The organism is Sphaerisporangium krabiense, from assembly GCF_014200435.1.
In the GTDB taxonomy this organism is placed as follows: domain Bacteria; phylum Actinomycetota; class Actinomycetes; order Streptosporangiales; family Streptosporangiaceae; genus Sphaerisporangium; species Sphaerisporangium krabiense.
The window spans coordinates 5,114,197-5,127,975 of the sequence record NZ_JACHBR010000001.1; the positions used below are offsets into that span (position 1 = coordinate 5,114,197).

Consider the following 13,779-nt stretch of genomic DNA (forward strand, 5'->3'; position numbering starts at 1 on the left):
TCACCGCACCCCGTTCGCCGCCGGGGACGCGGCGGAAGCGCGCGACGCCGCCGTCAGATGCTCTGGATGGTCCTGGCCTGTCCGGCGTCGGTCCCGCGGGTCCTGGTGACGGCGAGGCGCACCTTGGCGCCGAGGTCGTCCACGCCCTTGATGACCTTGTCGCCCTCTCTGATCATGCGTTCCGTGCCGCCGTCCTTCTGGTAGGCGGCCAGGAACGCCGCCCCGGCCGAGTCGCCGCCCCATGGCGCCGCCTCGGTGAGCCGCTTGATGCGTGCGGTCCCGTCCTTCCAGACCGCCGCGAGTCCCCTCGTCGCGGTGTCCCACTGCGTGAGCCCCCTGTGCGCCGCCGGCGCGTGGATGTCGACATGTTCGGACATGGCGGGTCACCCCTTCCCGAGCATCCGGCCGGCCATCTGGTCCAGCACGCGTTCGAGGTCCCCGTCGAGGTGCGCCGCCATCTGTTCCGCCGGGATGAGCGGCTCGAACAGCTCGACGACCCTCTCGCGCGCCTTCTCGGCGGCCCGGTGGACGGTCTCGGTGATCGAGTCGGCCAGTTCCCGTGAGTCGGGCCGCCGGTAGACGCGGGGGTCGATGTCGAGCCGGATGAGGTCTCCCCGCGGGCCGACGGTGGCGGAGATCAGGCCGTCCCGGGACTTCTCCGTGACCTGGACGGCGCGCGCCTTCTCGTGCAGCGCGGGCGCCTCCTGGTGCAGGCGTGTGAACGTCGCCCGCAGTTCGTCGGCGTAGGCGCGCATCTCGGCCGCGTCCGGACGCCCGAAAGGCTCCACGTACCCTCCCCCGAGTACCTGCCCACAAGGGTCGCGGCGCTGAACCGCACCACGACCATGGTTCAACTTCAGGGAAACAGTCGTACTTGAGTGATCAGTGTGGCATCCGTCGTTCATGGCGGGCAAGCAATATGTTCACAAGCTGGTGAATCGCCCGGTTCGCCGTGTGCGGCGCGCGGCGGTCAGAAATCGAGGTCGACGACCTGGTCCCGCAGGTCGCGCACCTCGTCCCGGGGAACCCACCGCCGGTGGACGCCCCGCTCGACGCGCTCCAGCCCGAGCCGCCGCGCGACCGGCAGCAGGCCGCCGGTGTACTCCAGCAGCAACTCGCCGTCCCGCTCGCCGCGCACCTGGCACGGGGCGTCGCGCCACTCGGCGACCGTCGTCACGAAGCGCACCGCCTCGCACTCCTCCGCGGGCGCCGGGCGCACGAACCGCCCTGGGGCGACCTGGACGAACCCCGCCGCGGGCCGGTCGCTCCTCAGCCGCATCCACAGCCCGTCGGCGCGCGGGTCGGGGCTCGCCTCGTACTCCACACCGTCGAAGAGGGCGCGGTACGAATGCCACGCCTGCCGGGCGCCGTGAGACGGCTCCGCGCGGGAGGGGTCCCCGGCGGACGTCGCCACGACCGGCGGCTCGGCGCCGTGCGGCTCCGTGCCGGGTGGCGGAGAGCCGGCGGCGACGACGTGGACCAGCAGCCACCGCGCGAGGTCCCCGTCGAACACGGCCCGCCGGTGCTCGACGCCGGACGCCGTCAGCTCCCACACCTCCGCGCCGTGCGGCAGCCCGACCCCGCTGACCTTGTACTCGCGGATCACCTGGTCGACGTTCGGGACGTACCCCATGCCGGTGAACGGCGGCTCCTCGACCACCCAGCCGGCCACGGCGGCCATGGACTCCTCGTCGGCCCCGCCGTACGGGGGCCGGTACAGGTTCAGCCCGGCCGCGCGCCACCGCAGCAGGTTCACCGAGCCGTCCGCGCCGACCGTCCCCTCGGCGCCGAGCGCGTCCGCCAGCACGGCGGGGGTCGCGATGTGCGCCACGTCCACCGCCTGATGGCAGTACCCCGAGACCCGGAACCCGCCGTCCACGAGCAGGTCGCGCAGGCCGGCCGCGTCGAGCGCCTTCTGCATGATCGGCGGGCCGGACTCCGGTACGGCGCGGCGGTCCTCGGACGGCGACGGCGCGGCCAGCCGCGCGACCGTCCCCGGCTCCAGGTAGAGGCTCACCGGCAGCCCGGGATTGACGGCCAGCCCCCAGCGCGCGTCCGGCCACCCCGCGGCCAGCTCGGGCAGGGAGACGACGCGGAAGCTCCGGGTGGCGTCGCCGGCGACCGCCCGGACGGCCGCGGCGGAGGTGCAGGCGACGATCCAGGTGCGCGCCTCGCCGCTCATCGTGGGCCAGGCGACCGGCTCGTGGCCCGCCGCCGCCCGCGGCCCGATCGGGAGCGCCAGCTCGGCCTCGCGCAGCAGCGCCAGGCACGCGGCCAGGTCGCCCGCGGCGTACGCGGCCCCGAGCGTCTCCTCGAACGCCCCCTCGGGGCGCCATTCCCCCATGACGATCACCCTAGGTCCCGGCGGCGTCCCGCGGGGCCCGGTCGTCCACCGGGCCCCGCAGAGCAGTCATCGGCACGCCGGCGGGACCGCGCGGCGCGGGACGCCTACCCGCAGGCGAGCGGCGCCGCGCCCGAGCCGTCGCCGACGGTGCCGGAGAAGCGGACGCACTTGCCCTTGGCCTGCATGATGACCGGGCCGGCGTAGTACTTGTAGGAGCCGCTGTCGGTGCGGGCGCCCACGCCCTGCACCTCCAGCGTCGCCGACACCGGTGAGGCCGCGCCGAGCCGCGCGGTCTTCATCGTCACCACGCACACCGCGCCCGTCGAGGCGTTGCGAAGCTGGTGCACGACGCCGCCGTCGAAGGCGCTCGACCGCTGGACCGCGAACCCGGCGCCGCAGACCTGCTGCGGGGTGTAGGGGTTGGCGGCGGGCGGCTGCGTCGTGGTCGGCGGCGTGCCGCCCGTGGGCCGCGGCGCGGCGGTGCCGGTCACGATCGGCGCGACGGTCCTGGTCACGGTGGGCGCGGGCCGGGTCGTGATCGGGCGCGGGGCCGCGGTCAGCCGGGGACGGGTGACCGTCGGGTTCGGCGTGACGGTCCTGGTGATCGTGGGCCTGGGGTAGACCGGGGCGGACGCGGTCGGCCGCGCCGTGCCGGAGGAGGTGGGGCTCGCGGTCGCGCTGGGGACGGCGGTGGTGGTGGGCGAGCCGGTCGGCGATCCCGTCGGGCTCCCGGTGGGCGATCCCGTGGGGGAGCCGGTGGGCGACGCGGAAGGGTCGGGCGTCTGCGACGGGCCGGAGGGGCTCGGGGAGGGCTCGCCGGACGGGGCGACCGTCGGGGTCGGGGTGGGCGTCGGGGTCTGCGTGACCGTGACCGTCGTCCGCGGCGTGGGCGAGCCCTGCGTCGGCGAGCCCGTCTGGGTGGGGATCGGCGGCGGCGTGAACGGCGGCGGGGACAGCGTGGGCACGCCGCCGACCGACGGGGTGGCCGTCGTGATCTCCATCGGGTAGACGCCGGTGTCCTGCGGCGCGGGCGAGGTGGCCCACGGCGCGGTGACCTTCGGGCGCGGCGCCGTCGTGCCGCCGACCTCGGCGGGGGCGACCGGACCGTCCGAGGACTCCGGCGCCGGCGCCTGGCCCTCGGCGGCGACCCGGCCGATCTGCTGGGTGGCCGAGTAGTGTCCCGCTCCCCAGAGCCCGAGCCCGGCCAGTCCCACGACGACGCCCACCCCGGCGGCGAGGCCGACCGGGAAGTGCGCCTTCCTGCGCGGCGCGGCGGCGGGCGTCTCGGACTCTCCGGCGGCGGGCGTGCGCGGCGCAGCGGCCGCGCCGGCGTCGGACGGCAGCGCGGGGGCGCTCCAGACCTGCTCGGCGGGCGCCGGCGCCTGGGCGGGAACCTCCCACACCGCCGCCGGCGTGGCCGCGGACGCCGCGACGTCCCGTCCCGGCCGGTCCGGCGCCGGCGCCTCGGGGACGGCGGGTTCCACGCTGCCGGAGATGACCGGGCCCGCCACGGCCGGTCCGGGAACGACGACCTGCCCGGGCACGACGGCGTCGGGAGCCGGCCCGGAACCCGGAGAGGGCGCCGGGGCGGGCGGCGTCAGGGAGGAGCCGGCCGGCGGGGCGGTGTTCGGGGGCGTCGGGGACGACTCCGCGGGCGTGGCGGCCGGGAGCGGGGCGGCGGGGATCGCGGGCGGAGCCGAGGCGGTCTTGTCGTCGCCGAGGAGCCACAGCATCGCACCCTGCGCGGTCGGGCGCTCGGCGGGCGTCTTGGACAGGCAGGCGCCGACCACGTCGCGCAGCGGCGCGGGGAGCGCGCCGAGGTCCGGCGCGGCCGTGGCGATGGCCTGCGGGTCGTCGGCGAACGGCTCGGCGCCGGTCGCGGCGTACGCCAGGGTGCGCGCCCACGCGAACACGTCGGCCGCCGGGCCGGCCGGCTCGCCGCGCACCTGCTCGGGGGAGCGGTAGCCGGTCTCGCCGAGCCCGAAGTCGGCGACGCGCGGCCCGTCCGGGCCGAGCAGGACGTTGTCGGGGGTGAGGCCCCGGTGGGAGATGCCGGCCAGGTGGACGGCGGTGAGCGCGGTCAGCGTGCCGACGGCGATCCGCTCCAGCGCGTCTCCGGTCAGCGCGCCGCCGGCCTCGACGGCCTCGCGCAGCGACCGGCCCTCGACGTACTCGCGGACGACGTAGGCGCGGTCGTCCGCCCATCCGGCGTCGACCGCGCGCACCGCGTACGCGCTGGACACCCGCCGCGCGGCGGACAGGTCGTCGAGGACCCGGGACCGGGCCTCCTCGTCGGCCTCCGGCCGGCGGGGGAGCAGCTTGACGACGAACCGCCCCCCGGTCGCGTCCACGCCGCCGGGCTCGGGAACGCCCGCGCCCGCCTCGCCGGACGCTTCGGGAGAGGGTACGGGCTCCTCTCCGGGCGCGGCGCCTGCCGCGGTCGGATGGGCCAGGTAGGCGGTTCCGCGTGGGCTTTCGCCCAAGCGTCCAACAAGTGTGTATTCACCGATGCGCTCGGGATCCCCCGGAAGCAATGGCTGCATTCGTCTCATCGCCTTCCCCTGCGGCTCGCCATCGCGCATCATGACACCACATGATCACGCACCACATGACATAATTTGTCACGCGTGCATCACTTGTTACGTTTCCGTGAATCATGTCCGAATGAATGCGGGTCGCGGAAGAAGTTCATTCGCCGGTGACCGCAGGCGGTAAGCGTGAAGGATCACCGCGTCACCATAAACGGCTATTTCCCGCTTTATCTCCGCAAACCCGGACAAACGTCAATCGCCGGGAACGGCGGCACGCCCCGGCCGCCACCCGCGCCGCCGCCCCAAGGGGATCACCACGCTGACCGCCGTCACCAGCCCGGCGGCCAGCAGCGCGGCCAGCGCGATCCCGCCCGCCCGCGTCATCGCCGCCGTGTCCGGCGGCACGGGCCGGGCGACGACCCCGGACGGCAGCGGCGCGGGCCGCGCCGGCGCGAGCGCCACGACCTCGGAGGGGAGGATCTGCGACACCGCCAGCAGCGGGTTCACCATGCCGGCCCCGGTGCCCGCGCCTGACGCGCCGTCCGCGGTGAGCTCGATGCGCCGCCGCACGCGGACGTTGTCCAGCTCGGGATGGCGCGCCCGCACCAGCGCGGCGACCCCCGCGACGTACGGCGCGGCGTAGCTCGTGCCGTCCAGGTCCTGGCGGTAAGCGCCGCCCGGCCAGGTGCTGGTGATCCCCGCCCCCGGCGCGAGGACCGACACGGGGGTGGCCGCGTTGGAGAAGTCCGTCCGCCTGCCGTCCGGCCCGGCGGACCCGACCGCGAGCACGCCCTCGTAGGCGGCGGGGTAGGAAGGGGCGGGCGTGCCGTCCTCCTTGCGGATGTTGCCGGCCGCGGCGACGATCACCACGTCGTTGGCGAGCGCGTACTCGACGGCGCTCTTCAGGACGGGCTGGTCGCCGGTCTGGATCGAGATGTTGAGCACCTGGGCGCCGAGGTCGGCGGCCCGGCGGATGCCCTCGGCGAGCAGCGCCACGTCCCCGTTCTCGGCGTTGGACTGCTTGATCGAGACGAGCCGCGCCTCGGGCGCGACGCCGGCGAAGGGGATGTCCTTCATGTCCGCGCCGCCGATGATCCCGGCCACCGCCGTGCCATGGCCGACGCAGTCCAGGGGCCCGGTACCGGTCAGGTCGACGGTTCTGGCGACCCGCACCTGCGGGTGGCGGGTGTCGGCCCCGCTGTCGACGAACGCGACCGTCACGCCCTCGCCGCGCGTGAGCTGCCAGACGCGGGTGAAGGCCAGCCGCCGCTGCGCCCAGGACTCGCCGACCTCCACGCCGCCGCGCGGGGGCGCGCACCTCTGGGGTTCTACGGCCGCCGCGGCCGTGCTCGGGCCCGCGGCGAGCGTGAACGCCAGCGCGACGGCGACGACACCCCGTCCTGCCATTGGCTCAGCCCCGTCCTGCCATCCGTTCCGCGCGAGAAGCCTAGTCACTGTGCCATCGCATATTTAGGTAAATGTCGGGATCATGCGGTGCGGGTCCGCGTTCCCCCGTTCCCGACTCCGCCGGACTCTTCTCCGTTCCCGCGCGTCCCTGACCTTCTTCACCCGTTGTCAGGAGATTGCGCCTTTGCGTGATCGGGCAGAAAAGTCGCAGGTCAAGGCGGAGATATCCCCGCCGGCCCGGATATCGGGGGGTGGACGATGCGCGGCACCGGCGTGCTCCTGGCCTGCGCCCTGATCGTCGGCGCGACCGCGGCCTGCGGGGCGGGCGGCCTGTTCGGGGGGTACCGGGCGCGCGAGGAGCTGTCGCGGGCACGCCAGGCGCTGAACGCGGTGGACGACCCCTCCTCCGGCTTCACCGACCGCGCCGCCACCGCGTGGCAGCGCCCGTTCCGCCCGGCGAGCGAACAGTGCGGCAAGCTGTTCGACCTGGCGGAGGGCAGGCACGAGGACGGGCGGGGCGCGGCGGAGGCGGTGACCTTCCGCGGGGACCTGCTCGGCGAGACCGCCGGCGTCGTCCTGTCGTCGTACGCCCCGGGCGGCGCCCGCGACGCGCTGCGCGACGTCGGCGGCCTGATGCGCGACTGCCGGGTGGCCTCGGTCCGCACGGCGGGCGCAGGGGACCGGCTGGTCGGCTCGCCGCTGCCCCTGCGCGCCCTCGGCGACGGCGTGGAGGCGCGGCGCTACAAGGGCCGGGTCGGCGGCTACCCGTACGAGATGCACCTGGTCGTGGTGCGTTCGGGCGGCGTCCTGATCTCGCTCGTGCACACGGGTCTCGCCAAGCTCGACCCGGCGCGGACCGAGCGCCTGGCCGCCGCGCTCGCCACCAAGGTCGGGCAGGCGGCCGAGTAGCCTTGTGCCCGTGACCGAGACCTCCCTCGCCCCCGAGGACAGCAAGATCATCACGTTGGCCCGCGCCGCCCGCGCGCGCAACGGCACGGCCGAGGGCGCCGCCGTCCGCGACGAGACCGGCCGCACCTACACCGCGACCAACGTGGACCTGCCCTCGCTGAAGCTGTCCGCGGTGCAGGTCGCGGTCGCCATGGCCGTGTCCAGCGGGGCCGTATCGCTGGAGGCCGCCGCGCTCGTCACCGACGAGGACGAGCCCGGCCGGCCCGACCTCGCCGCCATCGAAGACCTGGGGGAGGCCGTCCTGTTCCTCGCGGCCCCCGACGGCGCCGTGAAGGGTCGCTACATCTGATCGGGGACAATGGAGGGCGTGAGTTCCTCAGCCCCTGAATTTCGCGCCGGGTTCGCCTGCTTCGTCGGCAGGCCCAACGTCGGCAAGTCGACGCTGATGAATGCGCTTGTGGGCGCGAAGGTGGCGATCACCTCCTCCAAGCCGCAGACCACCCGCCGCGCGATCAGAGGCATCGTCACCCGGCCCGACGCGCAGCTCGTCATCGTCGACACGCCCGGCCTCCACCGCCCGCGCACGCTGCTCGGCGAGCGGCTCGACAGCCTGGTGCTGTCCACCCTGACCGAGGTGGACGTCATCGGCTTCTGCCTGCCGGCCAACGAGCCCGTCGGCAAGGGCGACCGTTTCATCGCCGAGAAGCTCGCGGCCGTGAAGAAGACCCCGGTGATCGCCGTGGTCACCAAGTGCGACCTGGCGAGCCGCGAACAGATCGCCAAGCAGCTCCTCGACGTCTCCAAGCTCGGCGACTTCGCGGAGATCATCCCGGTCTCGGCGGAGTCGGGGGAACAGCTCGGCCTGCTCGGCGACCTGCTCGCCGCCCGCCTGCCGGTGTCCCCTCCCCTGTACGCCGGGGGCGAGCTCACCGACGAGCCCGAGCAGGTCCTCGTCGCCGAGCTGATCCGCGAGGCCGCGCTCGAAGGGGTCCGCGACGAGCTGCCGCACTCCATCGCCGTCGTCGTCGAAGAGATGGTGCCGCGCGAGGGCCGTGACGACCTGCTCGACGTGTACGCCCAGATGTTCGTCGAACGCCCCTCGCAGAAGGCGATCGTCATCGGCCCCAAGGGCGCGCGGCTCAAGGAGGTCGGCACCCGGGCGCGACGGCACATCGAGGCCCTGCTCGGCACCCACGTCTACCTGGACCTGCGCATCAAGGTCGCCAAAGACTGGCAACGCGACCCGAAACAGCTCCGCCGCCTCGGCTTCTACGACTGACCCCACGGCTCGACGGTCACGGGCGTGGCCCGCCCGGCTGGACGAGCCGCGTCTCGTAGGCGAACACCACGGCCTGCACCCGGTCGCGCAGCTCCAGTTTGTCCAGGACGCGGCCGAGGTGGGTCTTCACCGTGGCCTCGGCGAGGTGCAGCGCGGCGGCGATCTCGGTGTTGGACAGGCCGCGGGCCACCTGGACGAGCACCTCGCGCTCGCGGGCGGTGAGCCGGTCGAGACGCGCGTCGTCCCCCGGGCCGCCGCCGTTCATCAACTGGGGCGCGAACGTCTCCAGCAGGCGGCGGGTGATCCGCGGCGAGACCACCGCGTCCCCCGAGGCGACGCTGCGGATGGCCGCGAGCAGCTCCTCCGGCCGCGCGTTCTTCAGCAGGAAGCCGGACGCCCCGGCCTTGAGCGCGGCGAAGGCGTACTCGTCCAGGTCGAACGTCGTCAGGATGAGGACCCGCGACGCCGGGTGGTCCTTGACGATGCGGCGGGTGGCCTCGATGCCGTCGACGCCGGGCATGCGGACGTCCATCAGCACGACGTCCGGGCGCAGCCGTGCCGCCAGCCGCACGGCCTCGACGCCGTCCCCGGCCTCGCCGACGACCGTCATGTCCGGCTGGGCGTCCAGGATCATGGTGAAGGCCATGCGCAGCAGCGACTCGTCGTCGGCGAGCAGGACGCGGACGCTCACGACGCCCCCGTCCCGGCCGTCTCCAGGTTCAGCCGCGCCACCACGCGCCAGCCCCCGCCCGGCAGCGGCCCGGCCCGCAACGTCCCCCCGAACGCGGCCACCCGCTCCCGCATCCCGGTGATCCCGAACCCCGGCCCGTGGCCGGTAGCCGGGGCGGGACGGCCGTCGTCGGTGATCTCCACGGTGACGGCCTCGGGGGACACCCGCAGGGTGACCTCGGCGCGGGTGCCGGGCGTCGTGTGCTTGAGCGCGTTGGTCAGAGCCTCCTGGGCCAGGCGGTACACGGTGAGCTGAGCGGTGGCCGGGATCCCGCCGGGGTCGCCGTCCAGATGGACGCGGGTCGGCAGCCCGGCCGCGCGGAGCTGGCCGGCCAGGGCGGGGAGCTCGGCGATGCCGGGCATCGGGTGCCGCTCGGCGTCCGGTTCGTCCGGGCGGAGCACCCCCAGGCAGCGCCGCATGTCGGCCAGCGCCTGCCGTCCGGTGGCGGAGATCTGCTCCATGGCCGTGGCCGCCTTGTCCGGCGCGCTGTCGCGCACGTACCGGGCGCTGTCGGCCAGCGCGACCATGACCGACAGATTGTGGGTGACGATGTCGTGCATGTCCCGGGCCATGCGGGCCCGGTCCTCGGCGACGGCCAGGCGCGCCCGCCGGTCCCGGTCACGCTCCAGCCCCGCGACGTACGCGCGCCGGGTGCGCATGTTCGTGCCGATGACGGCCGCCGCGACGGTGAAGGCCGTCATCGCCGCGACCGACGGCAGGAGGCGCCCCTCCGGAGCCCACCGGACGGAGGCGAGCACGGCCCCGCCTTCCAGCACCAGCCAGGCCGCCAGCGTGCGACGCCACGTGGAGTGCGCGCCGACGGTGTACAGCGCCACCAGCAGCGCCACGTCCGCGGGGAGCTGGACACCGGCCAGCCACTGCGCCCCGGCCACCGCGGCGATCACCGCGAACACCGTGAGCGGCGCGCGCCGCCGCCACACCAGCGGCAGCACCAGGGCGGCCTGGAGGGCGAGAAGCCACGGAGGGCCGTCCGGCACCCGTCCGGGCCCGAGGGTGGCAAGGAACAGCACGGCCGCCGACAGCGCGTCGAGCACCCACGGCCTGCCGGCGAGCGCGGCCAGGAGACGGTCAGGCCGGTACATGCCGCTCACCATAGTGGCCGTGCCGGCGCGTGCCGTCATCCCGCGGGATGAACATCCTGGCAGGTCAGCCTGGGGTCGTACCGGGAGGATCATCCCCGGGGCGCTCGTCGCGCCCGCGGGTCGTTGAAAGGCTCCTGAACCGCACCACCACCACCTTCAGGAGCACCTCATGGCAAAAGCCTTCATGACCGCCATCCCGGCCGCCGCCGCACTCGGGCTGACCGCCGCCCTGGCGGCTCCCCTCACCGTCGCCCCGGCCGCCGCGGACACGTCCGGAGTCGCCGAGATCACCGGGATCGTCGGGAACACCGGGATCACTGGGAACGCCGGGATCGTCACCAGTGCCAGCAGGTCCGGTATGTCCGGCAGGCTCGACATGGCGGGGGAGGGGCCGGTCAGGCTGGTCCTGCCCACGCCGAGCGTGCGACGGTCGATCGGGACGGTGGCACTGCATCTGGTGGACCGGTCACGGCGGGACCCGCTGGTGAAGTCCCGGCCCTACCGCGAGCTCATGGTGAGCCTCTGGTACCCGGCCGCCCGCACGTCCGCCCGCCTTCCCCTGGCGCCGCACATGGCGCCCCGGGCCGCGGCCGACTGGGACGTCCACTCGGCGCCGGGACTGGAGATCCCGCCGGGCACGGTGAACTGGGCCGCGACCACGACCCACGCCCGGCTGGGCGCGCCGGTCGACCGGCGGGCGGGGGCGCTGCCGGTGGTGCTGTTCGCCCCGGGGGACGGCGGCCCGCGCAGCCTCGGCACCGCGCTGGTGGAGGAGTTGGCCGCCCGGGGATACCTGGTGGTGGCGGTGGACCACACCTTCGAGGCCGACCAGGTCGAGTTCCCCGGCGGTCGCGTCGAACGGGCCGCGCCGCTCCCGGGGAAGATCACCCCAGCGGTGATCGACAGGCTGCTGAGAAAGCACGCGCGGGCACGCCTGGCGGACATGCGGTTCGTGCTCGACCGGCTCGCCGGCCTCGCCCAGGGACGCAACCCCGACGCCGAGGCGTCTCCGCTGCCCGCCGGGCTGACCGGCGCGCCGGATCTGTCCCACGTCGGGATGGTCGGGCAGTCCCTGGGCGGCTCGGTGGCCGCGCAGCTCGCCCACGACGACCGCCGGGTGGACGCGGGGGTGAACCTCGACGGCTCCTACGTCGGCCCGGTGGCCCGCACCGGGGTGTCCAAGCCCTTCCTGCACCTGGCGGCCGGCTCGCACACCCGGCGGTCCGACCCCACCTGGAAGTCCTTCTGGGGCGGATCACACGGCTGGAAGCGCGAGCTGCGCTTCGCGGGCGCCGCGCACGGCTCGTTCACCGACCTGCAGGTGCTGCTGCCCCAGCTCGCCGCGACGTCAGGGAAGATCCCCTCCGGCGACCTGATCGGCACGATCGCCCCGGCCCGCTCACTGGCGGCCCAGCGCGCCTACGTCACCGCGTTCTTCGACCTGCACCTGAAGGGCCACCCGACCCACCTGTTCGACGGCCCCACACCGTCCCACCCCGACGTGAAGATCATTCCGTGACGGCCCCGGCCGCCGCGACGCCGGAGGGTCACTCGCGGCGTGCCGTTCGCACGGCGGTGATGGGCAGGTGGGAGTGGTGGAGGTCGAACGCGGGGCGTTCGGAGTGGATCGGGGGGATGGAGATGAAATTGTGCCGGGGCGGGGGGCAGGAGGTCGCCCATTCCAGGGAGTTGGCGAAGCCCCAGGGGTCGTCGACGGTCACCTTCGTGCCGTGCCGCCACGTCCACCAGATGTTGAACAGGAACGGCAGCGTCGAGGCGCCGAGCAGGAACGCGCCGATCGACGAGATCATGTTCCCGGTGGCGAAGCCCTCCGTGGGCGCGTAGTCGGCGTACCGGCGGGGCATGCCCTGCACGCCCAGCCAGTGCTGCACCAGGAAGGTGGTGTGGAAGCCGACGAACAGCATCCAGAACTGCACCTTGCCGAGCCGGTCGTTCAGCATCCTGCCGGTGAACTTCGGCCACCAGAAGTAGAAGCCCGCGAACATCGCGAACACCACGGTGCCGAACAGCACGTAGTGGAAGTGGGCCACCACGAAGTAGGAGTCGCTGGCCTGGAAGTCCAGGGGCGGCGAGGCCAGGATGACGCCGGTCAGCCCGCCGAACAGGAACGTGACCAGGAACCCGACCGCGAACATCATCGGGGTGGGGAAGGTGAGCTGGCCCCGCCACATCGTGCCGACCCAGTTGAAGAACTTCACCCCGGTCGGGACGGCGATGAGGAACGACATGAACGAGAAGAACGGGAGCAGCACCACGCCCGTCACGAACATGTGGTGCGCCCACACCGTCATCGACAGCCCCGTGATCGCGATCGTCGCGCCGACCAGTCCGATGTAGCCGAACAGGGGCTTGCGGCTGAAGACGGGCAGGATCTCGGTGATGATGCCGAAGAACGGCAGCGCGACGATGTAGACCTCCGGGTGGCCGAAGAACCAGAACAGGTGCTGCCACAGGATCGGCCCGCCGCTCGACGCCCTGAAGATCTGCGAGCCGAGCCTGCGGTCGATCTCCAGCACGAGCAGCGCGGCGGCCAGCACCGGGAACGCCATCAGCACGAGCATGCTGGTGAACAGGGTGTTCCACGTGAAGAGCGGCATGCGGAACATCGTCATGCCGGGCGCGCGCATGCAGATGATCGTGGTGATGAAGTTGACCGAGCCGAGGATCGTGCCGAGGCCCGACATGACAAGACCCATGATGAACAGGCTCGGGCCGATCCCGGAGGTGTACGTCTCCTCCGACATGGGGGTGTAGGCCGTCCAGCCGAAGTCGGCGGGCCCGCCCGCGGTGAGGTACCCGGAGAGCACGATCAGGCCGCCGAACAGGAACAGCCAGTAGCCCACCATGTTCAGCCGGGGGAAGGCCACGTCGGGCGCGCCGATCTGCAGCGGCATGATCGCGTTGGCGAAGCCGGCGAACAGGGGGGTGGCGAACAGCAGGAGCATCAGCGCGCCGTGGTTGGTGAAGAGCTCGTTGTACTGCTTGTTCGTCATGAGCTGCATGCCGGGCTGCAGCAGTTCGGCGCGGACCAGCATCGCCATGAGGCCCGCGATGAGAAAGAAGACGAACGAGGTGACCAGGTACAGGTTGCCGATCACCTTGTGGTCGGTCGTGCTCGCCCATCGCAGCAGCAGCCGGCCCAGGTGGGCGTGTTCGGCGGTGGGAGCCTCGGGCTCCTTCGTGTAGATCACGGGGCGCCCCCAACCGTACGGCCGGGCCGTCGCGCGACGCCGGCCGTACGGCCCGATCGCCACGGTACAGCGCGGGATGTTCCGCCGTTTTTCCCGGTTCCGGCGGGGCCGGTTAGCGGGCGCGCTGGGGCGCGTACCGTTCGCATGGCACCCCCCGCCGGCGTCGCGTCGCTTGCTTACTCCGTTTAATCCGATTACAACGCGTAAAACGCCTATATCGGAGAAACGACGAGCAAAGACACAAATGGCGACGGCCAGGGTTTC

Annotated in this window: 12 protein-coding genes; 4 read left to right on the plus strand and 8 right to left on the minus strand. The window is 73.6% G+C overall.

Annotated elements, in window-relative coordinates; genetic code table 11:
- Positions 1–53 precede the first annotated feature (53 nt).
- The 5 genes from BJ981_RS22480 to BJ981_RS22505 all read right to left on the minus strand — a co-directional run bounded on the left by BJ981_RS22480 (position 54) and on the right by BJ981_RS22505 (position 6,282).
- The gene (locus BJ981_RS22480) at positions 54–377 is read right to left on the minus strand and encodes a hypothetical protein (RefSeq protein WP_184613456.1); all 324 of its coding nucleotides are present in this window, start codon (positions 375–377) and stop codon (positions 54–56) included.
- A gap of 6 nt (positions 378–383) precedes the next feature.
- Positions 384–788 carry a YbaB/EbfC family nucleoid-associated protein gene (locus BJ981_RS22485; protein ID WP_239139011.1) on the minus strand — a complete coding sequence of 135 codons (405 nt, stop codon included), beginning with the start codon at positions 786–788 and terminating at the stop codon, positions 384–386.
- A 182-nt stretch (positions 789–970) separates the two neighbouring features.
- Positions 971–2,344: a UCP033725 family protein gene (locus BJ981_RS38415; RefSeq protein WP_239139010.1), complete on the minus strand. Its 1,374-nt coding sequence runs from the start codon at positions 2,342–2,344 to the stop codon at positions 971–973.
- 104 nt (positions 2,345–2,448) lie between these two features.
- Positions 2,449–4,827 carry a protein kinase domain-containing protein gene (locus BJ981_RS39320; protein WP_184613458.1) on the minus strand — a complete coding sequence of 793 codons (2,379 nt, stop codon included), beginning with the start codon at positions 4,825–4,827 and terminating at the stop codon, positions 2,449–2,451.
- 300 nt (positions 4,828–5,127) lie between these two features.
- Positions 5,128–6,282, minus strand: coding sequence for a S8 family serine peptidase (locus BJ981_RS22505; protein WP_184613460.1), 1,155 nt, complete (start codon positions 6,280–6,282; stop codon positions 5,128–5,130).
- A gap of 258 nt (positions 6,283–6,540) precedes the next feature.
- Between BJ981_RS22505 and BJ981_RS22510 the strand changes: the two genes are divergently transcribed.
- The 3 genes from BJ981_RS22510 to era are packed head-to-tail and all read left to right on the plus strand — an operon-like array spanning position 6,541 to position 8,470.
- The gene (locus tag BJ981_RS22510) at positions 6,541–7,191 is read left to right on the plus strand and encodes a hypothetical protein (RefSeq protein WP_184613462.1); all 651 of its coding nucleotides are present in this window, start codon (positions 6,541–6,543) and stop codon (positions 7,189–7,191) included.
- Between the two features lie 10 nt (positions 7,192–7,201).
- Entirely contained in the window at positions 7,202–7,540 is a 339-nt protein-coding gene (locus BJ981_RS22515; RefSeq protein ID WP_184613464.1) for a cytidine deaminase-like protein, read from the plus strand.
- A 9-nt stretch (positions 7,541–7,549) separates the two neighbouring features.
- Positions 7,550–8,470, plus strand: a complete 921-nt coding sequence (gene era, locus BJ981_RS22520; protein WP_184613466.1) for a GTPase Era — start codon at positions 7,550–7,552, stop codon at positions 8,468–8,470.
- Positions 8,471–8,486: 16 nt separating this feature from the next.
- On the opposite strand, the gene BJ981_RS22525 is transcribed toward era, so the two are convergent.
- A complete protein-coding gene (locus BJ981_RS22525; RefSeq protein ID WP_184613467.1) occupies positions 8,487–9,161 on the minus strand; it encodes a response regulator in 675 nt (224 codons plus the stop codon).
- Positions 9,158–10,303, minus strand: a complete 1,146-nt coding sequence (locus BJ981_RS22530; RefSeq protein ID WP_184613469.1) for a sensor histidine kinase — start codon at positions 10,301–10,303, stop codon at positions 9,158–9,160. Before BJ981_RS22530 ends, BJ981_RS22525 begins: the two co-directional genes overlap by 4 nt.
- Before the next feature lie 169 nt (positions 10,304–10,472).
- On the opposite strand from BJ981_RS22530, the gene BJ981_RS22535 reads away from it, so the two are divergent.
- Complete coding sequence (locus BJ981_RS22535; protein WP_239139009.1) at positions 10,473–11,822, plus strand: alpha/beta hydrolase family protein; 1,350 nt, start codon at positions 10,473–10,475, stop codon at positions 11,820–11,822.
- 28 nt (positions 11,823–11,850) lie between these two features.
- Here the strand turns inward: BJ981_RS22535 and ctaD are convergent, their stop codons facing one another.
- Positions 11,851–13,467, minus strand: a complete 1,617-nt coding sequence (ctaD, locus tag BJ981_RS22540) for an aa3-type cytochrome oxidase subunit I (protein WP_221315267.1) — start codon at positions 13,465–13,467, stop codon at positions 11,851–11,853.
- Positions 13,468–13,779 lie beyond the last annotated feature (312 nt).